Origin of the sequence: Rothia sp. HMSC075F09, assembly GCF_001810515.1 — a bacterium.
In the GTDB taxonomy this organism is placed as follows: domain Bacteria; phylum Actinomycetota; class Actinomycetes; order Actinomycetales; family Micrococcaceae; genus Rothia.
This window is the reverse complement of the sequence record NZ_KV801780.1, coordinates 50,961-71,660: the sequence shown is the minus strand read 5'-3', so window position 1 is coordinate 71,660 and position 20,700 is coordinate 50,961. Positions and strand designations below refer to the sequence as shown.

Genomic DNA, 20,700 nt, shown 5'->3' with positions numbered 1-20,700 from the left:
GCACAATTGAAGTGCCCGCCCTCGTGTGCGCCTCGGCGCGCCTCAAAGGTGAAAGGAATCTAATGTCTACCCGTATTTTCGTAGATGGTAGCGTGTACAGCCCCGTCGACCCGTACGCAACCGCAATGCTCGTCGAAGACGGCTTCGTCCGCTGGGTTGGTTCCGACTCCGGGGCGCGTTCAATTGCCGACGAATCAGCCACCATCACCGAACTTGACGGCGCCCTACTAACCCCCGCCTTCGCGCGCGCACTGGCACCGGTAGCAGGCAAAGAAGCACCCGAAATCCTCGACTACCTGCAGGCATACCGCGCAGCCGGCTACCACACGCACACCCTACTCGCCGGCATGGAAGACGTCCCCGACCTCGTCTCCACACTCAGCTACTACAGCGCCGAACACGGCACACCCGACATCCGTCTCATCCTCAACGCCACCGGCATTGAGACCGACGAACTGATCAGCGCCATCAAAGCACTACGCCCCCTCACCGAAGGCGAACGCGCCATCAAGGGCCTGCAACTGGTCGGCATCTCTGTCACACCCGAAGAGGCACCCGCAGCAGCACAGGTAGCCGAAGACGCCGCACTCCTGCTCTCCATCGACGCATCCACCGGCTTCACCACCGCAGCCGATGCCGCACTCGCCGTACGCGAAAACCGCCCCTGGCTGCCCATCCGCCTCGACGCAGCAATCAGCACCCCGCAAGACCCCATCACCGACGAATACCTCACCAAACTGGCAGAAGCACGCATCAACCTCGGCCTCAGCGTCTGCGAACCCGAAGAAGACGAAGCCAACAACGACACCGTCCAGGCACTCCTCGCACACGCCGGGGGAGAAGCACGTGAATCTGTGGCATCCGTCGCACGCCGCGCAAACGCAGCCGGCACCTCCATCGCCCTCGGCTCCGACGCCAAACTCTACGCACCCGGCGCCTGGTCCCTCATCCGCGAACTCGTCAACGACGAACACGGCATCTCCGCACGCAGCGCCTTCGCCGCCCTCACCCGCGGCGTCTACCGCCTAGCACACGAAGAAAACCCCTTCACCGGCCAGCTAACCCCCGACACCCCCGCATACGTAGCACAGTGGCGCGTCGAAGCCCTCATGGTCCAGGCACCCGACTCCCGCGTAGCATCGTGGAGCACCGACCCCCGCGCTCGCATTCCGTTGCTTCCGGCGCTGGAGGAGGATTCGACTCTGCCCATTCTGGAATCTATTTACACTGAAAGTAACTAATTTTTTAGCTTGTCAACACCTTTTTAGGCAGTTTAGGAGCAGTGGAGGCCGCCAATGGTTCAGTTGCTCAAATATTTACCCGGTATACTGGATACCTACACTGCCTGTTTTATATGCACCTGTGAGGGAGTAATATGCGCGTTCTAACTGTCATCCCGACGTATAACGAGAAGGAGAACCTGCCCATCGTGGTAGAGCGTCTTCGCAAGGCAGCTCCCGAGGTGGATATTCTCGTGGTGGATGATAACAGCCCCGACGGTACCGGTCAGATTGCTGATGAGCTGTCGGCTAAGGATTCCCAGATTCACGTTCTGCACCGCACCGTTAAGGACGGTCTGGGTGGCGCATACCTCGCTGGCTTCGATTGGGGCCTTGAGGCAGGCTACGACGTTCTGATTGAGATGGACGCTGACTGCTCGCACCAGCCTGAGCAGCTTCCTTCTCTGGTTCGTGCTGTGGAGGCGGGCGCTGACCTGGCTATTGGTTCGCGTTACGTTCCCGGCGGCAAGACCAAGAACTGGCCGGCTCACCGCCAGATTCTCTCTCGCGGTGCTAACCTGTACACCCGCCTGATTCTGGGCACCTCCATTAAGGACATTACCGCTGGTTTCCGTGCGTACCGTCGTGACGCTCTGCAGCGCCTGAACCTTGAGGGCATCGACTCGAAGGGCTACGTGTTCCAGGTTGATCTGGCGTGGCGTTCTGAGCAGGCTGGCCTGAAGATTGTTGAGGTTCCGATTACCTTCGTTGAGCGTGAGATTGGCGCTTCGAAGATGGACGGCAACATTATCTTTGACTCCATGTCTAAGGTGACTCGCTGGGGTATGGCTAACCGCATTCAGAAGCTGAAGAAGGCTCTGGGCAAGTAAGCCCGGTAGCTTTTTGCGCAGACGCTTCTCGCGCCTGAGCTTTAAACGAAAGACCGGGGCGGATACATAACGTATCCGCCCCGGTCTTTTTATGCTGTCTGTAGCGCTCTTTCCTGGCTCATGTACCGACGGAACCAGCGCCAAAACAAGAAGCCCGCTAAGAGCACGAGTGGTGCTTAGCGGGCCCTTCTTACAGCGCGGGCTTCTACAGCGTTTCTACGGCGCCTCTACGGCGCTTTTAGAGCGCGTAGTGCTTGCGGTAGTATTCTAGGCGGTCTTCCAGAGTCTTTTCCAGCTCTTCGATGCTGCGGCGTTCCATGAGCATATCCCAGTGGGTACGTGCGGGCTTCTCTTCTTCGGCGTCTGCGGTGGAGTCGCCGTTGACGAGGTATGCTTCCTTGCCGGACTTTGCGGTCCATACCGAGGGGATTTCTGCTTCTGCCGCGAAGGTCACGAAAACGCGGTCACCGTCAGCGGTACGGTATTCGACGCGCTGGCGGGGCGCGGGCTGTACGTTCGATTCGGTTTCCATCGACTGGGAACCCAGGCGCATACCGCGCAGGCTACGATCGCTCATTTTTCCTCCAGTGTCGTCGGGTGCGCTCTTTGGCGCTTTAGGCATAACGTTGGGCGGGGGAGAGCTATTCCCTCGAACGTTTACAAAACATCCATTATATCGGTAATAGTCTCCGCCCGCCCAGCGTGGTGGTATTTATTCGGCGTGATTTTTGGTGATTCACGCCTTTTTATGCGTTAGATTTCGCGTTTAGCCGTTGATGCCGTAGCTTCCGGGTGCCTGCGGTGCGCTCTTGGGCGCCTGCGCTGCGGGATTCTTCGGTGCGTCTGCCAGGTCGGATGCGGGCAGGGTGCCGAATGCGTTGCCGAGGCCTCGCAGTGCATCGCCGAGTTCAGTCGGGATGAACCAGAGCTTGTTGGCGTCGCCTTCGGCGAGCTTGGGCAGGGTCTGCAGGTACTGGTAGGTGAGCAGCTGCTGGCTGGGGTTGGATTCGTGGATTGCTGCGAAGACCTTCTGCACGGCTTCTGCTTCACCGTTTGCACGCAGGATTGCGGACTGTGCGTCACCTTCTGCGCGAAGGATCTGTGCCTGCTTTTCACCCTCCGCACGAAGGATGGCTGCGCGGGATTCACCTTCTGCGGTCAGAATGTCGGACTGCTTCTGGCCTTCTGCGGTGAGGATTGCGGCGCGGCGGTCACGCTCTGCACGCATCTGCTTCTCCATGGAGTCCTGAATGGACACCGGGGGCTGGATTTCCTTGATGTCCACGCGGGAGACGCGCAGGCCCCAGCGGCCGGTGGTGGAGTCGAGTACGCCTCGCAGCTCGGCGTTGATCTGGTCGCGGGAGGTGAGGGTCTGCTCCAAGTTCAGGCCACCAACGACGTTACGCAGGGTTGCGCTGGTCAGCTCGTCTACGGCGCGAATGTAGTTGGTGATTTCGTAGGTTGCAGAACGCGGGTCGGTGACCTGGAAGTACACGACGGTGTCGATGCCGACCACGAGGTTATCTTCGGTGATCACGGACTGCGAGGGGAAGGAAACGACCTGTTCACGCAGGTCGATGAGGGGCAGCACGCGGTCAACTACGGGGATGACGATGTGCAGGCCGGGGTTGAGAACGGCGTGGAACTTGCCCAGTCGTTCGACGATGCCGGCTCGTCCCTGCGGGATGACGCGCACGGTCTTTGCGAGCATCGTCAGCACGAAGAGGATGAGTAGGACCGTCAGAATAAGGCTGATAGGCATTGTTTCTCCTTATCGGTGAGTTATATGGTGTGTTTTTGGAATATCTGAATTGGCTTTGGAGCCGGTATTCAGATGGGTCTTAGTTTGTTGGTCTTAGTCGTGGGGGAGAGGCTCTACGATTGCGGTAGCACCCTCAATGGCTCGTACCCTCGCGTGTGATCCTACTACGAGTGTTCCGGAGGCGGTGCGCGCCGTCCAGGTGTCGCCAGCTAGTACCACCAAACCGGTTTCACTAGTCACATCTTGAGTGACGCGCACCTCAGCACCAATGAGCGCTTCGGCATTAGTAACAGCGCCGGTAGCTGATTTATTGAGCTTTTTCAGCAGCGGCGGGCGCAGACCAAGGACCAGAATCAGGCAGATCACCACGAAAATAACGGTTCGAATCAGCATGTTATCCACGAAGGGTGATATTGCTGCAGTGATGCCTGCACTGATCGCCAGCATGAGAAAGAACAGGTCGAGGCTGAGCATTTCTATGACGGCGAAAACGAGGGCGAGTGCAACCCAGAGTGTCCAGGGTGTCTCAAAGAGCCAATCCACGAGTTTTCTCCTTTGGTGTACATCAACCGGCGTGGTTGATGTTGGATCTGCACACGAGGCGACGGCACCTTCGTGATGCGGGGTATATCCATTATTTCAGGTGGATTGAGTGCTGGCGACAGTTCTGGTGACCGAGTGAGGTTAATACATGAACTGTTAAGACTTTATTTAGATACGGGGAATCTTGAGTTCATTCTAGACCTCCCTAAAAAGCCGATAATATACATTATGTAAAGTAGACCTATTTTTCACTACCCCACCGGCTGCTCACCGGTGCTTTCTACGCTCAGGCTGGCACGGGTCAAACCTGCGCTCCTCGCAGTGCGACTACACTGTTCCACCCGCGGTTCTGAGCTCCGCTATTCTGCGCTCCGTGCGCCTTGCGTCTTCCTCGGCGCTCAGCCACACGCTCGCATGCCCCGAACCTTCGGGCTCCTCAACGCATTCCGTTAAACGACAGACACCCGAGACCCCACACCTTTCGGTGTGCTCTGTTTGTCTCGGGTGCCTGTCATCAATTTCTGGAGCTTTACGCTTCTGCGTGCTTTTCGCTGAACTCTACCCATGCGTTGAGCACTCGCTCTGCTGCACCGGATGCAATGGATTCGCGTGCACCGGCCAAAGCCTGAGTGAAACGGGTCTCAAAGCTCTCCCCATTGACCGGTCGGTACGCCACCAGACCAGCCGCAGCGTTCATCACCACAGCGTCGTGAATGGCGCGCAGCGGGCTCTTCGGGGCCTCGCCCTCCCCCGCCAAAATGGCACGGAAAACACCCGCGTTGTACTCGGCGTCGCCGCCTCGCAGCTGCTCCAGCGGCGCGTTCTGCAGGCCGTACTCGGTCGGGTCAAAACGGTACTCGGTCAGTTCGCCGTCTACAGCCTCCCACAGGCGGCTCGTGGTGGCGATGGTCAGCTCATCCAGGCCGTCATCACCGCGGAAAATCAGGGCGTGATCGCCGCGCTCCGCGAAGACGTGAGCCATCTTCTCAGCCATGACCGGGTTCGCAACGCCGATAGCCGAGGACTTCACGCGAGCCGGGTTCGTCATGGGGCCCAGGTAGTTGAATGCGGTCGGAATGCCCAGCAGGCGGCGGGTCGGGCCCACGTGGCGCATTGCCGGGTGGAAGGTCATGGCAAACAGGAAGGTGATGCCAGTCTCGCGAGCGCATTCGGCGACTGCGGGAATGGGCATGTCGAGGCGGATTCCGAGGGCTTCGAGGACGTCTGCGGAGCCGGATTTGGAGGTGGAGGCGCGGTTGCCGTGCTTGACGACGGTTGCGCCGGTGCCTGCGATGACGAGGGCTGCCATGGTGGAGATGTTGACGGTGTTTTGCTGGTCGCCGCCGGTGCCGACGATGTCTACGGCGTTGGGGTCGATGTCGACGGTTTCGGCTTTGGCAATCATTCCGGCTGCGAGTGCGCCGAGTTCTTCGGGAGTTTCGCCTTTGGAGTGGAGGGCGGTGAGGAAGGACGCGAGGATCGGCTGTTCGGTTTGGCCGGTCATGATTTGGTCCATTGCCCAGGCGACTTCGGTGTCGGTGAGGTTTTGGTGTTTGACGAGCTGGTTGAGGATGTATTTCCAGGTGATTTCGTGCGTAGTCATGTGTTAAGTGTAAAACCCCCGCCGCGTATCTGCATGGTTGGGTGCAGTATGCGAGACGGGGGTTTATTAGGCGCGTTGCGCTTTAGTGGCGCGTGGTGGCGGTTTAGTGGAAGGAGTCACCGCATGCGCAGGAGCCTGCTGCGTTGGGGTTGTCGATGGAGAAGCCCTGCTTTTCGATGGTGTCTTCGAAGTCGATGGTGGAGCCATCGAGGTAGGGCGCGCTCATCTTGTCGACGATGACTTCTACGCCGTCGAAGTTGCGGACTGCGTCGCCGTCGAGGACGCGCTCGTCGAAGTAGAGCTGGTAGATGAGGCCGGAGCAGCCGCCGGGCTGGACGGCGATGCGCAGGCGCAGGTCGGTGCGGCCTTCCTGCTCGAGGAGGGTGCGGACCTTGGTCTGTGCTACTTCGGTGAGGTTGACGCCGTGGGTCGGCAGTTCGATGGTGGTTGCACTCATTGGTGTTGTCCTTTTGTTTTGTTGGTTGCCCGTGTGCGCCGCGTGTGGGTGTTTTAGCCTTCACGATACGCGCCCGGGTGTTTGATGTACAACCTAGGGTGTGCATAGTTCGCCGGGGGCGTGAGTTTTGGTGTGGGGGCTTGACATGTAATTCTGCTTCTAGGATACCGAAAAAGTGGGGGTTGGGGTTTGTGACCTTTCTCCCCCACTTTTTGTGGATGTTTCTCCCCCGCGCTTCCTGAAACTTTCTATCCGAGTGGGTGCTGGTCAGCGAGCGCGTTTAGCGAGCGCCGAGTGCGCTGAGCAGTAGCGCCTCCGCGAGGATTGCGTTCTTGAAGTCCGGAATGTAGAGGGACTCGTTGGCGCTGTGTGCGCGGGTATCGGGGTCTTCTACGCCGGTGACGAGGATCTGTGCCTGCGAGAAGACGTCCTTCAGGTCGGAGATGAACGGGATGGAGCCGCCCATGCCGGTCTGTACGGGTTCGACGTCCCATGCGGCGCGCATTGCGTCGAGGGCGGTCTGTGCACCGTCTGCGTCGACTTCGGTGGCGAAGGGCATGCCGGAGTCAACGGCGGTGTAGTTCGCCTGTGCGCCGTGGGGTGCGTGTGCCTTGATGTGTTCGGCGAGTGCGCGGTGTGCGTTTTCGGGGTTGTCGCCGGGTGCTAGGCGGGTGCTGATGCGTGCGCGGGATACGACGGCGAGGGTGTTGGAGGAGGTTGCGATGGAGGGGATGTCCATGCCGATGACGGAGATTGCCGGCTGGGTCCACAGGCGGGAGGCAACGCTACCGGTGCCTGCCAGGGGTACGGTGTCGAGGATACCGGAGTCGTTGCGGAAGTCTGCTTCGGCGTATTCGAGTTCGGGTTCGGGTGCGCGGTGCAGGCCTTCGACGGCTACGGCGCCGGTGGCGTCGTGCAGGGTGGCAATGAGCTGTGCCATGAGGGTGTGGGCGTCGAGCATGGGGCCGCCGAACATGCCGGAGTGAATGGCGTGGCTGCCGACGCGCACTTCGATGTCGCCGGATGCGACGCCACGCAGGCTGGTGGTCAGTGCGGGTACGCCAGCGCGCCAGTTGGCGGAGTCTGCGACGACAATGTAGTCGGCGGACAGTTCCTCACGGTAGGTGTTGAGGAAGGAGACGAAGGAGGGCGAGCCTGCCTCTTCTTCACCCTCGATGAAGAGCTTCACACCGAGCTTGAAGTCCTCGCCGAGAGTTTCGTTGAGGGCTGCGAGCGCGGCGAGGTGCACGAGGATGCCTGCCTTGTCGTCTGCTGCGCCGCGGCCGTAGAGGCGGTCGCCCTTGCGGGTTGCGACGAAGGGGTCGGTGTCCCACAGGTCGAGGTTGCCGGCGGGCTGCACGTCGTGGTGGGCGTAGAGCAGGATGGTCGGGTAGCCTTCTGCGGCGGGGCGGGAGGCGATGACGGCGGGCATGCCCTGCTTTTCGGTGCCGTCTGCGGTAGTGTAGGTGGCGCGTTCGATGCGTACGTTGTCGAAACCTGCCTTGGTTGCGAGCGCGGCGACTGCCTCGGCGCTGCGGTCTACCTGGGTGAGGTCGTGCGATTCCCAGGCGATGGAGGGAATGGCGACGAGCTCGGTGAGGGTCTGCAGGGTTGCTTCGAAGTTTTTGGTGACGGCGTCGCTCAGGGCGCTGTGGTGGGTGAATTCAGTAGTCATGTTTCTACCTTACCCCCACCTTGACCCCGTCTTAGCCTCAACCGCCGGGTGGTTGGGTTCGTTTCAGTTGCTGGTGTGGGCTTGTGGGGGCGGGTTTGGTGTGTGCCGTTCGGGTATGATGGGAGGGTGTTTGGTCGTAAGAAAGAGAAGGCTGAAGCGGAAGCTGTTCAGCCGCAGGTTGTAGAGGAGCCTCAGGCTCCGGTTAATCCGAAGTTCACCCCGAAGAAGGGCCGTCCTACTCCTTCGCGTAAGGAGCAGCAGGCGGCTCGTCGTCAGCCTCTGGTTGTTAATGACCGTAAGGAGGCGAAGGCTCGTGAACGTGAGGCGATGGCGAAGGCTCGTGAGCGTCAGAATGATGCGTTGATGGGTGGCGATCAGCGTTACCTGCCCGCCGTGGATCGTGGTTCGCAGCGCCGTTATATCCGTGATTATGTGGATGCGCGCCGTAACCTTGGCGATTTTATGTTGGCTGTGCTGCTGGTTCTGCTTATTGGTGGCTGGATTGCTCAGGGTGTGTCGGGTACGTCTACTGCGGCGGCACCGATTTATTACGGTTCCGTGTACGCAATGTATGCGCTGATGATTCTGTGGGTTGTTGACTACTTTATTTTGTGGCGTAGCCTGAAGAAGAAGCTGATTGCGAAGTTCGGCGAGGTTCAGCGTGGTTCTGGCATGTATGCGTTTAACCGTGTGATGATGATTCGTCGTATGCGCCGCCCGGTTCCGATGGTGAAGTACGGCGAGTACCCGCACTAAGTCGTTAGTGCCTTATAGGTGCTTGGGGAGAGGTTCTGAAGGTTCAGGCCTCTCCCCTATTTTTATGTTCTTACGCGACTCTCCTACGTGAGAAGCCACATGTGTTTCGAAAAGCTACTTCTTTGGTGGCTTTTCGAAACACATGTGGCTTCTGGGTGGATGTATCGAGGTTAGACGCCGGTACGGTTAGGCTTCGATTCGGGAGTAGAGGATCTGCCATTTGCCGTCGCGGTGTTCGAGGGCGAATGTGTAGATTTCTTCTTCTTTGTCGCTGCTCCAGGTTTCTTGGCGGCCGTCGGGTTCCACTTCGGTGTGTTTGTCCCATTCGTGGCTGGTTTTCAGGTAGTAGGTTTGATGGTCGTCGGTCCTGGGTATGCCGGCGGGTTCGAAGTGTTCGATGCCGTCGATGACCCATCCGCCGCGCTGGTAGAGCGCTTCTATTTCCCGGTAGATTTTGAGTTCTCCGTCGTTTGAGGTGGAGAGGAATTCGCGGGCTTTGCTGTAGTCGCCGGTTTGGACGCCGTAGTTGATCCATTGGTTCCAGGCGTCCATGGTTTTGAGGAGGCCGTCGGCGGTCTTTGCACGGTAGCCGTCGTCGGGCGCGTTGGGCTTGGGGACGTTTTGGGCGGGGCCTTTGGCGTCTGCTTTGCGGTATTCGCCGCTACCGGCATTGTTGCCGGCGCTACTGCTTGGGCTACTGTTGGCCGCGGCTGCGCCGGATGCGGTGGATCCGTCTCCTGCAGTTGTGATGTCGTGTGGGGCGCAGGCGGCGAGGAGGGTGCTGAGGCTGATGAGTGTGCCGCCGGTCAGCATTGAGCGGCGGTTCAGCGTGTTGGGGTTCATGGTTAGTCCTCCACATCGTTGTAGTGCATGGTCTCCCACTTATCTCCATTATGCGCGAGCGCGCGCTGGGAACCTGTCATTGTTCTTACCCTCTGGGTGTGTGGCTTTCTATCTTGTGGAAAGATTACGAGGACTTCACTTTGGTGGTTGATTCAATCAACCATCGCTCGCCATTATGACGCAACTTAAAATCCCACATATTGTTATTTTGCTCGCTATTTTCCCGGGTTTCCCAACTACCATCCGGCTGAACGTACATCGCATAATGCCAATCACGATAAACACGCCAAGCATAGGTTTCCCCATCCTCACACCAGGGTGCACTGTCAGCAATTGAATAATTTCCTTATTAATACACATCATCCATTTAAATGCTTAATTTAAAACTAATGTTAATGGAAAAATATAGGGGTCTCGATTTTCCGGTTCAAACATCGAGACCCCTTCCACAATACTTATTTTTTAGAGATATAGTTCACAAGACCACTATTCTTATTGATTTCATTATTCTCAATATCTTTATTATTTTCTTTAAATTCTTGCAATGCCCTATTAAATCTCCTGTACGACCTCTCGTACAAGTCCTTAAAATTCTGCTCCTGATACATATCTAGATACATATCTAGAATCTCTCTAGCATCCTTCGAATTTCGACGTTCAGCTATATTTTTCAACTTATTCTTCTCTTCCTTCTTTTCTTCTTCCTTCTTTTCTTCTTCCTTCTTTTCTTTGGGCAAATACTTTTTCTTATAACTTGGAGGCATTAACTCAATCAGTTCGATAAACATAGCATATATGATATGCCACAGATATCTTTCATGCTTGCCACGCTCCTCCCTACTGGGAATATTTTCTGGCTTTACATAACCAATTAGATCAACATACATCTTTGCAACCAAAAAATATGCCGCCCTATTATGATATTCCGAAAATATGTCTCGATGTTTATCAATTGAATCAATCTGATTAATTTTACTTGTCGTTAGGCGCCCAAAGTTACGAGCTGCCATATGTGGAACTTTAAGGTACACAGAACTGAATGACTTTAACAGAATATTTGCATCAACATATTTAGTATTAGGAGCGTAGTGCCTAGACTCACCAGATAGACTCTCATAAAGAAGCTTGCCGGCACTAATTCCCTTAAAATACTCTTCCAGGTTTTTATGGAATTCCCCTCTTGACTCAAACTGGATAGCCTTAACTGGATTTTGGGTATTAGTTGATCTAACAATATCAAGAACTAATTCATCATCTTCACTAACTACAATCCTCAAAGGTACATGAATCAATTCCTTAATATCTTCAATTTCTTTTAATATGGCATTAATTTCTTTCAGACATGCGTCATTAGCCTTCTTATATTTTTTATATTTGTCGCCACTAATCTCATTATTGCAAAACATTTCAAATAATTGAGAGTCTGTTTTTCCTCGAGCATCCAGCGGAACACTATCTTCAATTTTCTTCTTTTCATCCAATGCGGCACGGTAGTAGTCACTTAATATATAGCTAGTTTGGCATCCATTAACAATATTATAATCATATATGGACATGAGACCCTCATCCTTATTCACTTCTGCTCGATTCGCAGTAACTGTAACACCATTATTTTTTGCAAAGAAGTTCCGCCTTCCACTGTCAGAATCCAAGGCTTCTTTAATTGATGAATTGACATTTGTGTTTCCTTGGAAGCTACGCACATTCTTGTGGAAAACATTAATATTAATGTTATCCTCATCGTCATGGATTATCTTTAGATACTCACCTAATGGAAGGTAACCAATATAAACTTCATCAACTCCCCCACCTCCGGTTGACACTTGATAAAGTCCATCATATTTGAACTTTGTACTCTTTTTATCTTGTGTTACTTTTCTATATATAGACAGAAGATGTTCACCATCAATTATTTTAGATTCGCCATACTCACAACTATGAATATTACGTAACACCTTCTTAGCAGATTCATACCTAGGAAGAGCCCTCTTATCCACAGTATCATCAGTGAAGCTATCCGCCGCAGAAACATAGTATGCATATATTTTGGGCTTATTTTTTGGCTTTAGAATTTCTTCAACCATATTCTTCAATTCAATGAATTTTTGAATCCGCTGAGAAAACTTATCTAGATGCTTTTCATCTTCATTAAGAATGGCATCTATTCCCGATGTAAATGACGCGAAATTTGCAATAAAATTTTTGTTATCAAGAATATTTTTTGCCTGAACAAAAATATACTTTACATCAAATTCATCGTCACTGTATTTTAAACTACGGACATCAATTTCATCATTTACTACAACTCCATTGACAATAATTGATATTGCATCTACTCCTTGATCATCCCCTCCCCCACTATGAACACTTATTGGATCCAGCCGGTTATCTATGCTATGCATGGCAGACAGTAGATATCCTGTAAAATATTCAAATAATTTATCTTCATTTGATTCAGTAATTTTAAATTTATCAATAATTTGATTAACAGCGCTCTTTAGTAAAGTACTTTTTTCATATCGTTCGGTAGCTGTCACTTCGGTAGCTGTCACTTCGGTAGCTGTCACTTTTATTCTCCTTTGGATTATCGTGAGTGGTGCAATCGTCGGTGCTACACCACTCTGATAGTACTATCGCTCCAGGTCAGGGTGCAATCCACAACACACAAAACGCTAACAGAATCTCAGGTAAAAATTCAGCCCCCCTCCCTCAGATACCAGCACAACCACCCCTTACACGTTGAGAGGGCACGCAAAAAAGGGGCACCGCCTCCACCCCCTAGGGTAGAGAACGGTGCCCCTTTCAGTACGACAGGGAGCATAAAGCTCCCGCCTGCAAACCTTCTAGCGGCGAGCGCGGCGCAGCTTCACCAGGCCACGGTTAATGTGTGCTGCCCAGAGCGGACCCTCATACAGGAACGCGGTGTAGCCCTGCACCAGGTCAGCGCCAGCGTCCAGGCGCTCCTGCACATCCTCGGCGGTGGTCACGCCGCCAACGGAGATGATGGCGAGGTCGTCACCAATTTCACGCTTGAGCAGGCGCAGCACCTCCAGGGAACGGGGCTTCAGCGGCGCACCGGAGAGTCCGCCGGCACCGATTTCCTTGACCTTGGTCATGTCGCTGGTCAGGCCCAGGCCGTCGCGGGCAATGGTGGTGTTGGTGGCGATGATGCCGTCCAGCTTCAGCTCCTTAGCCAGGGCTGCCACCTCGATAACGTCCTCATCAACCAGGTCCGGCGCGATCTTCACGGTCAGCGGTACGTGGCGGTTGGGGCATACGCGGTCTGCCTCTTCACGCACGGCGGCAAGCAGCGGGCGCAACGACTCGATAGCCTGCAGGGTACGCAGACCCGGAGTGTTCGGGGAAGAAACGTTGACGACCAGGTAGTCTGCCTGCGGTGCCAGGGTGCGGGTAGAAATCAGGTAGTCATCGATAGCGTTCTCAAGCTCAACGACCTTGGTCTTGCCGATGTTCACGCCGATAACCGGGCGTACAGCGCCGCGGTACTCGGTTTCGAGGTCTGCGCGGGCGGCAGCAACGCGCGGGCCTGCCGCTGCGGCACCGTCATTGTTGAAGCCCATGCGGTTGATAACCGCCTTATCTTCCACAAGGCGGAAGAGGCGCGGCTGCGGGTTGCCGGGCTGCGCCTGACCGGTAATAGTACCGATCTCGACGTGGCCGAAGCCGATACCAGCCAGCGCGGCAATGCCCTTACCGCCCTTGTCGAAGCCTGCAGCCAGGCCGAACGGCGAGGGGAAAGTAATGCCCATGACGGTGGTTGCGAGTTCGGGGGCGGGCTGGAAGTACTTACGCAACGCGCGGGTGATGCCGACGTTGCGTAGGGTCTGAACGCCCCAGAAGCCGACGTGGTGTGCCTTCTCGGGATCCATGCCCTTGAAGAAGATGTTGAAGAAGGTCGGGTAGATGCGCATTTGTTCTCCCTAAGGTTGGAGGGTGTGGGTGGTTTATGGGGCTATGAGCCGGGACTGTATGCCGGGCCGCTACTTGTCGTTGGCAACGGCGTCAACAGCGCCACCGTAGCGGCGGTCGCGGCGCGCATACTCTTCGACAGCTTCCCAGAGGGTGCGGCGGTCAACGTCGGGCCAGAGCACGTTCATGAAAATCATCTCAGCGTAGGCGCTCTGCCAGAGCAAAAAGTTCGAGATGCGCTGCTCACCGGAGGAACGCAGGAACAGGTCAACGTCGGGCAGGTCGGGCTCGTCCAGGTACTTCTGGATGGTCTTTTCGGTAATGTTGCCGGGCTTGAGCTTGCCCGCCACAGCGTCCGCCGCGATAGCTGCCGCCGCGTCAGCGATTTCTGCGCGGCCGCCGTAGTTCACGCACATGGTGAGGGTGCAGACGGTGTTGTCGATGGTTTCGCGCTCGCAGTGTTCGAGCTCTTCGATGACGTTCTTCCACAGCTTGGGTCGGCGGCCAGCCCAGCGGATGCGCACACCCCAGGTCTTGAGGGTTGCCAGCTGACGCTGCAGCACCTCGGTGGAGAAACGCATGATGAACGCGACTTCGCTGGGTGAGCGCTTCCAGTTTTCGGTGGAGAAAGCGTAGGCGGTCACGTACGGGATGCCCATTTCGATAGCGCCCGCAACAACGTCCAGCAGTGCCGCCTCGCCGGCGCGGTGGCCCTCGGTGCGGGGCAGGCCGCGTTCGTTTGCCCAGCGTCCGTTACCGTCCATGACGACGGCGACGTGCTGTGGAATGAACTTCTTCGGAATCGGCGGCGGGGTTGCCCCGGTGGGGTGTGCGGGCGGGGGTACGGGCTGGGTGCGTGCCATGTGTGCCTTTCTTCCCTGGCGGGTTCTCCCCCGGGGTCGTTTGCCTAAATATGCGCCAGATATAAACCTGGCGTGCTGTTAGCTATTTTACCGTGACATAGCGCGCATGGGCGGGTGCTTCGGGGGTTATTTTGCGTCCTGGTTGACCCATGTTTGACGCGCCGGCGCGCATCTTTTACGATGCAGGAATTTCTGCTTCGAGGGCGCTCGCCGTTTTCAGGGGATGTTCGAGCAGGTTCTGGGTGGTTTTCAGGTAGAGTCCCAGAATTTTGGAGGCGACCGGCACCGGTGCTGCGTCAATAGTCGCCCAGGCGCGCGGATCCGCCGATGCGGTAGCGAGCGCATAGCCGAGCTCTTCGGCACGCAGGCCGGTCAGGGGTGTGTCGGTGGCGGGTGCGCATTGGGGGCAGAGGACCGTGTGGTGTCCGTAGGTGTGGGCGGTGTGGAAGGCAATGTACCTGCCGCTTCCGCTTGTAGCGCCGGGGGTGCTACTGTCTGCCCCGTTATCGCCCCGGCTATCGGCGTTCACGAGCGGGTTGCCGCATCGGGTGCAATTCTCACCGATGAGCGGCCAGCCAGCGGCGTTCATGCTGCGCGCCAGGTAGCGGGTCAGGATTCTCTGCGGCACGTGCTGCCCGTGCGCGAGCGCGGCAAGCGCCCCGTGGGTGAGGGTGTAAATATCGGCGGTGCTATCGGTGTCTTTGGTGAGTGCTTCCGCCAGTTCGGCGATGGTGGAGGCACACGTGTACGCATCGTAGTTCGCCATAATCGGTGCGGTGTAGGCGTGCAGGGTTGCCGCCTGGGTGATGGTGTGCAGGTTGGTTCTGCCGCGGCTGAAGGACAGATCGGTGTGCATGAACGGTTCGAGTCGCCCACCGAACTTGGAGGTGGGTTTGCGTACGGCTTTGGCGACGGCGTGGGTGATTCCGCCGTCGCGGGTGAGCATGATGATGATGCGGTCGGTTTCGCCGAGTTTTTGGGTGCGGAGGATGAGGGCGGCGTCGCGCCAGGTGCGGGGTTCGCTCACGGGTGTCTCCGTTCTCGGTACATGCTCGGTAGGTGCGTGGTGGATGCTCAGTAGATGCTGAGGGCAAGATCTACGCGGGTGTTGTGGGTACGGTTCGACCCCTGCCGTATTACCCCGCGTAGGGGGTACCGGTCAGGGGTCGGTCCGTAACGTATGGGCGAGGCGCTATTTAGTCCTCGTACTCGATATCGTCGTCGTCTTCATCATCTTCTTCGTCGTCGACCAGTTCATCGAGGTCGTCCTCGTCTTCATCACCGTAGACGCTCAAGGGGGTGACCTCGTTGTGAGCCTCGAAGAGGGCATCTTCGTAGGCTTCGAAGGCGTTGGCGATTTCTACGTACGCCTCATCGACGGCGGGGTCGTGTTCGCCGGTTCGGTTTACGACGGCGGTCAGGTGCGCCTCCAGCGCGTCAAGGAGGCGGGTGAGTTCGGTGCGAGGATCAATGCTCATGCCATTATTCTACTACCTACGCGCCTATGGTGTGCGCCGGGCGGTCATACGGCGGTTTAAACGCGGAACTATGAACGGGCGCGGCAGGTCAATCGGCAGATAAATTCGGTGCCGTGCAGAGAACGCCAAAGCCAGAGCGGTAAGCCCAGGTTGGTCAAGCCAGGCTGGGCAAGCCAGGTTGATAAAGCCAAGTTGGTCACGCAAAGCAGCACGCTACACATCACCCCCCCATAAAAGACCTTACAGACACAGCGAACCCGCCGTCCCCAGGTCCCCTACCCCTCAAGGGGCGGGTGCCGGGTGCGGCGGGTTCTTCTGTCGGTTAGCTCAGCTTGACGCTGCGCCTACTGAATGTTTGCTTCTTACGGGTTGAGCCCGAGAGAATGAGAAGCCGGGGTTTTAGAAGCCGAGGGATGCTGCGGATGCGCGGATTGCCTCAGCGGATGCCTTCAGCTGTGCCAGCTCAGCCTCATTCATGGGAACCTCGAGCACGCGCTGGATGCCCTCACGGTTGACGATGGTGGGCAGGGACAGTGCGACGTCCTTGAAGCCGTACAGCTCGCCTGCAATGGTGGTGGAGACGGGCAGCACTGCGTTCTGGCCGCCGAGGAATGCCTCAGCGATACGTGCGCCGGAGATACCGATTGCGTAGTTGGTGGAACCCTTGCCCTCGATGACCTTGTATGCTGCGCGCATAGCTTCGGTTGCGAGCTCTGCACGGACCTCTTCGGTGAAGACAGGCTTGCCGTCCTGCTCCCACTCGGTCAGGGGAACCATGCCGATGTTTGCTGCGGACCAGACGGGGAACTCGGAGTCGCCGTGCTCACCAACAACGTTTGCGTGAACGCTCTTGATGGAGACGCCAGCCTTGTTAGCAATCAGCCAACGCAGGCGGGAGGAGTCCAGAACGGTACCGGAGGACAGCACGCGGTTTGCGGGCAGGCCGGTGATCTTCTGAGCCACAACGGTGAGAACGTCACAGGGGTTGGTGACGAGCATGATGATCGCGTTGGGTGCTACGGACAGGATGTTCGGCAGCAGCTTCTCGAGGATTGCGACGTTTGCGCCTGCCAGCTCGAGACGGGGCTGGCCGGGCTTCTGGCGAGCACCAGCGGTGATGATGACCATGTCGCAGTCGCGCAGCAGTTCGATGTCGTCGCCACCGGTTACGGTTGCTTCGTGTGCGAACATTGCGCCGTGTGCGATGTCCAGTGCTTCAGCGTGTGCGCGCTTGCCGTCGATGTCGTACAGGACGATTTCGTCTGCGGAGCCGCGGACCATAGCTGCGTATGCGGTTGCGCTACCGACGCCGCCTGCACCGATGACGCCGAGCTTGGTGGGGTTGTTGACACCGTTCATTGCTGTATGCCCTCTTTTCGTGAGAGTTATCCGTGTGGTGCGAGAGGATTCTCGCGGGGTTTATTAGGAAGCGGGTGTGTGCCTCGGGGTTGAATTTCCTTGGGTGGGCGTCCTTCCCCGGTGAGCTTGCTTCGTTACTTTCTATTATGCCGCAGATTCTGCGTTTTGTGTTGGGTTATTTTGCTTTTTTCGATGGGTGCTGGTGACTTTATGGGCTATTAGGGGTGTTTTTCACTCATAAAACCAAATAATGACCTTCTGACCTTTTGAGCAAGCTCACATGTCGCTCTCACATATCACTAAAGTAGCCCTCAACATCCACGGCACCGCCGGAAGCCTCAAAATCAGCACGAACCGCCTGCGCCAACTTGTCGTCAATCAGGAAATCCAAAGCCACAGAAGCCAAACCGAACGACGCATCCAAAGCAGCATCCACCGCCGCCGGAGTGTCCGCACAGTGCGCGAACTCCACCGTGTGCATACCGGTACCTTCGGGCGCAATCTGAATCAGCGGGTGAATACCGGGCACGCGCAGGCTCACATTACCGAAATCAGTAGAAGCCGCCAGGGTGTCACTGACCGTGCCAGGCGGGTACGGGTGGCGACCCACCGAACGCTGAGCCGAAACCCAACGCTTCAACAGCGGACGGTTCGTGCGCACCGGCATAGTCATCGGCGAAGAATCCCACGTCACCTCCGCACTCACACCAGCCATAAGCGCCGCACCCTGCAGCACCTCCTCAACCCGTCGCGACAGCGCACGCAGAGTCGGCGCATGCTTAGAACGGATATTAATGTGCAAGCTCGCGGAAGCAGGGATCAGGTTCGGGGCGTCCCCACCGTGGTCAATAATCGCGTGAATACGGTCAGAACCGGGAATCTGCTGACGCAACAAACCCAAACCCTGATACGCCAGATTCGCCGCGTCCAGGGCGTTACGACCCATAAACGGGTGCGAGGAAGCATGCGCGCTCACGCCCGTGTAGGTCACGCGACATTCACGGCGACCCAACCACGCCTGATCAGCCACATCGATAAAGTAGGGGTGCACCATAATGGCGGCATCCACCCGCTCGAACGCGCCGGCACGCGCCATCAGCTCCTTACCGGCATCGGACTCTTCGGCAGGAGTGCCGTAATAGAGGACCCTACCGCTAAACGCCTCGGGGCCGGTGGCGAGCGCATCCGCCAGGGCAAGGAAAGCGCCCAGGCCGGATACCGCAATGACGTTGTGACCGCAGCCGTGACCGATGCCCGGCAGCGCGTCATATTCGGAGAGAATCGCGATGGTGCGGTGCTTGGCGGGGTCGTAGTCGGCGCTGGCGAGCTCCACCTTAAAGGCAGTATCCAGCCCGAAGGCGGGGTACTCGACGCTAAGGTTCGGGTGGGCTTCGCGGACGGCGTCAACGAGCGTGCGGGAGGCAAAATACTCCTCGTAGGCAGTCTCGGGATGCGCGTGAATCGCCTTGAGAATTGCGGTCAGAGAATCCGCGCGAGTGGCGACTGATTCGGCGAGGTCGCGGCGAATATGCGCCAGTCCGCTGTCATCGTCGAGGCGGTGCCCGTGATGCTTGCCGTGACTACGTTCCTGCTCGGGATGCGCATGGTCGGGGTGCTTGTGTCCGCGCTTGCGGCGGTGGTCAGCCGCACGCTTACGCTGCTCGGTTTCGAGGGCGAGGATTTCGGAGTACTCGCTACCGCGCACGCAATCAGCGTCGGGTGCGTCGTAGTGGCGGGTTATTGCGGCGGGTCGGTTCGGTGCCGTTCGACCGGAGTTATCAGAAGTGGGCTGGGTGTGGGCGGCGGTGCCCTGTGCGTTCGCGTCAGTCATGCTTCTACGCTACCGTCTGCGCTCGCCGGGCGCTAGATGCTCGGGCGTGATGGAGTCGAAAACACCCAAAAAGAAATTTGTGTCACATAAAAGAAAATTTGTATATATCCTAGGAATCTTTGATTCAGTGGAGTAGCGTTAAGCACATGGGAGCGACAATCCAGCCGCACCCATCACCATCCGGCGCTAGCGATGCGAATGCCGGCAGGACAGTTCACAACCGGTCCAAACCATGTCGTTTGGGCCTCTGTCAACGCTGTGACAGACCCATGGATGCGAACCGTACCGGCAAGCACACACCGCTGTGAGCGCCACAACCACGCTAAGGAGCTCCATCCCATGAAGGCAGCACGCTTCTACGACCGTAACGACATCCGCATTGAAGACATCCCCGCACCCGAAGCCGTTGCGGGCGAGGTTCTGGTCAAGGTCGCATGGTGCGGTATTTGCGGTACCGACCTGCACGAATACCTTGACGGCCCCATCTTCTGCCCCCAGCACGGTCATCCCCACCCCATTTCTGGTGAAGACTCCCCCGTCACCCTCGGTCACGAATTCTCCGGTGTTGTTGAGGCACTGGGCGAAGGCGTAGATGACCTTGAGGTTGGCGACCACGTTGTCGTCGAGCCCTACATCATTCGTGATGACGTTTACACCGGCCCCGACTCCAAGGACTACCACCTGTCCAAGGACATGAACTTCATCGGCCTGGCAGGTCGCGGTGGCGGTCTGTCCGAGAAGGTTGCTGTCAAGCGCCGCTGGGTTCACAAGATCCCCAACACCATTCCCCTGGACGAAGCTGCACTGATTGAGCCCCTGAGCGTTGGCTACCACGCTGTTGAGCGTGCAGGCGAGTTCGAAGAGGGCGCATTCGCACTGGTGACCGGTGCTGGCCCCATCGGTCTGCTGACCTCCGCAGTTCTGAAGGCTAAGGGCGCTAAGGTCATCATCTCCGAGCTGTCCCCGCTGCGCCGCCAGAAGGCTCTGGACTCCGGCGTTGCTGACTACGCTTTCTCCCCCGCAGAGGTTGACGTCCTGGCTGAGATTCACAAGCTGACCGACGGCCGTGGCACTGACATCGCGTTCGAGTGCACCTCCGTTCAGCCCGCACTGGACCTAATCCTGGATGCTCTCAAGCCCACCGGTAAGGTCGTCATCGTCTCCATTTGGGGCAAGCCCGCTTCCCTGGATGTTCAGAAGATTGTGCTCAAGGAGCTCGATATCCGCGGCACCATCGCATACGTGAACTCCCACCCCGAGACCATCAAGCTGGTTGAGTCCGGCAAGATTGACCTCAAGCCCTTCATCACCGGCAAGATCGCTGTGGAAGACCTGATTGACAAGGGCTTCGACACCCTGATCCACCACAACGAGACCGCTGTGAAGATTCTGGTCACCACCGACCCGGAGCGTCTGGCTGAGTAATTCAGTTTCAGCTGATGTAGCTGTTCTTCTAGCTTCCCTAGCGTAGCTAGTGTGGGGTGAGGTTC

The 20,700-nt window shown here is 57.1% G+C and carries 18 protein-coding genes; 4 read left to right on the top strand and 14 right to left on the bottom strand.

Features of this window, described 5'->3' with window-relative positions; genetic code table 11:
- Nucleotides 1-62: 62 nt before the first annotated feature.
- Entirely contained in the window at nucleotides 63-1,241 is a 1,179-nt protein-coding gene (locus HMPREF2749_RS02255) for an amidohydrolase (protein ID WP_049349616.1), read from the top strand.
- A 134-nt stretch (nucleotides 1,242-1,375) separates the two neighbouring features.
- The gene (locus HMPREF2749_RS02250; protein ID WP_049341224.1) at nucleotides 1,376-2,110 is read left to right on the top strand and encodes a polyprenol monophosphomannose synthase; all 735 of its coding nucleotides are present in this window, start codon (nucleotides 1,376-1,378) and stop codon (nucleotides 2,108-2,110) included.
- 238 nt (nucleotides 2,111-2,348) lie between these two features.
- On the opposite strand, the gene HMPREF2749_RS02245 is transcribed toward HMPREF2749_RS02250, so the two are convergent.
- From HMPREF2749_RS02245 to HMPREF2749_RS02220, 6 genes are all read right to left on the bottom strand, one after another.
- The gene (locus HMPREF2749_RS02245) at nucleotides 2,349-2,687 is read right to left on the bottom strand and encodes an RNA polymerase-binding protein RbpA (RefSeq protein ID WP_005506034.1); all 339 of its coding nucleotides are present in this window, start codon (nucleotides 2,685-2,687) and stop codon (nucleotides 2,349-2,351) included.
- Between the two features lie 189 nt (nucleotides 2,688-2,876).
- Complete coding sequence (locus HMPREF2749_RS02240) at nucleotides 2,877-3,872, bottom strand: SPFH domain-containing protein (RefSeq protein WP_049349618.1); 996 nt, start codon at nucleotides 3,870-3,872, stop codon at nucleotides 2,877-2,879.
- 93 nt (nucleotides 3,873-3,965) lie between these two features.
- Nucleotides 3,966-4,415 carry an NfeD family protein gene (locus HMPREF2749_RS02235; protein ID WP_049353085.1) on the bottom strand — a complete coding sequence of 150 codons (450 nt, stop codon included), beginning with the start codon at nucleotides 4,413-4,415 and terminating at the stop codon, nucleotides 3,966-3,968.
- 529 nt (nucleotides 4,416-4,944) lie between these two features.
- Nucleotides 4,945-6,018 carry an anthranilate phosphoribosyltransferase gene (gene trpD, locus HMPREF2749_RS02230; protein WP_070593292.1) on the bottom strand — a complete coding sequence of 358 codons (1,074 nt, stop codon included), beginning with the start codon at nucleotides 6,016-6,018 and terminating at the stop codon, nucleotides 4,945-4,947.
- A gap of 103 nt (nucleotides 6,019-6,121) precedes the next feature.
- Nucleotides 6,122-6,475 (bottom strand): HesB/IscA family protein, encoded by a 354-nt coding sequence (locus tag HMPREF2749_RS02225; protein WP_049337623.1) that lies wholly within the window; start codon nucleotides 6,473-6,475, stop codon nucleotides 6,122-6,124.
- Between the two features lie 280 nt (nucleotides 6,476-6,755).
- On the bottom strand, nucleotides 6,756-8,150 hold the full coding sequence (locus HMPREF2749_RS02220; RefSeq protein ID WP_070593290.1) for a M20/M25/M40 family metallo-hydrolase: 1,395 nt from the start codon (nucleotides 8,148-8,150) through the stop codon (nucleotides 6,756-6,758).
- A gap of 126 nt (nucleotides 8,151-8,276) precedes the next feature.
- On the opposite strand from HMPREF2749_RS02220, the gene HMPREF2749_RS02215 reads away from it, so the two are divergent.
- Nucleotides 8,277-8,906, top strand: coding sequence for a DUF3043 domain-containing protein (locus HMPREF2749_RS02215; protein ID WP_049341235.1), 630 nt, complete (start codon nucleotides 8,277-8,279; stop codon nucleotides 8,904-8,906).
- A gap of 186 nt (nucleotides 8,907-9,092) precedes the next feature.
- Here the strand turns inward: HMPREF2749_RS02215 and HMPREF2749_RS02210 are convergent, their stop codons facing one another.
- The 8 genes from HMPREF2749_RS02210 to HMPREF2749_RS02175 form a co-directional block, all read right to left on the bottom strand.
- Complete coding sequence (locus tag HMPREF2749_RS02210; protein ID WP_070593288.1) at nucleotides 9,093-9,749, bottom strand: DUF6318 family protein; 657 nt, start codon at nucleotides 9,747-9,749, stop codon at nucleotides 9,093-9,095.
- 455 nt (nucleotides 9,750-10,204) lie between these two features.
- Nucleotides 10,205-12,316 (bottom strand): AIPR family protein, encoded by a 2,112-nt coding sequence (locus tag HMPREF2749_RS02205; RefSeq protein ID WP_049347619.1) that lies wholly within the window; start codon nucleotides 12,314-12,316, stop codon nucleotides 10,205-10,207.
- A gap of 276 nt (nucleotides 12,317-12,592) precedes the next feature.
- On the bottom strand, nucleotides 12,593-13,681 hold the full coding sequence (locus tag HMPREF2749_RS02200) for a quinone-dependent dihydroorotate dehydrogenase (RefSeq protein WP_005509085.1): 1,089 nt from the start codon (nucleotides 13,679-13,681) through the stop codon (nucleotides 12,593-12,595).
- A gap of 69 nt (nucleotides 13,682-13,750) precedes the next feature.
- Complete coding sequence (locus HMPREF2749_RS02195) at nucleotides 13,751-14,542, bottom strand: isoprenyl transferase (RefSeq protein ID WP_005509086.1); 792 nt, start codon at nucleotides 14,540-14,542, stop codon at nucleotides 13,751-13,753.
- 175 nt (nucleotides 14,543-14,717) lie between these two features.
- A complete protein-coding gene (recO, locus tag HMPREF2749_RS02190) occupies nucleotides 14,718-15,569 on the bottom strand; it encodes a DNA repair protein RecO (RefSeq protein WP_070506305.1) in 852 nt (283 codons plus the stop codon).
- A gap of 169 nt (nucleotides 15,570-15,738) precedes the next feature.
- Entirely contained in the window at nucleotides 15,739-16,020 is a 282-nt protein-coding gene (locus HMPREF2749_RS02185; RefSeq protein WP_070593286.1) for a hypothetical protein, read from the bottom strand.
- 399 nt (nucleotides 16,021-16,419) lie between these two features.
- Nucleotides 16,420-17,379 carry an L-lactate dehydrogenase gene (locus tag HMPREF2749_RS02180; RefSeq protein WP_012903553.1) on the bottom strand — a complete coding sequence of 320 codons (960 nt, stop codon included), beginning with the start codon at nucleotides 17,377-17,379 and terminating at the stop codon, nucleotides 16,420-16,422.
- A gap of 289 nt (nucleotides 17,380-17,668) precedes the next feature.
- Nucleotides 17,669-19,210, bottom strand: coding sequence for an amidohydrolase (locus HMPREF2749_RS02175; RefSeq protein ID WP_070593285.1), 1,542 nt, complete (start codon nucleotides 19,208-19,210; stop codon nucleotides 17,669-17,671).
- Nucleotides 19,211-19,549: 339 nt separating this feature from the next.
- Here HMPREF2749_RS02175 and HMPREF2749_RS02170 point away from each other — a divergent pair, with 339 nt between their 5' ends.
- A complete protein-coding gene (locus HMPREF2749_RS02170) occupies nucleotides 19,550-20,635 on the top strand; it encodes a 2,3-butanediol dehydrogenase (protein WP_070593283.1) in 1,086 nt (361 codons plus the stop codon).
- Nucleotides 20,636-20,700: the final 65 nt, after the last annotated feature.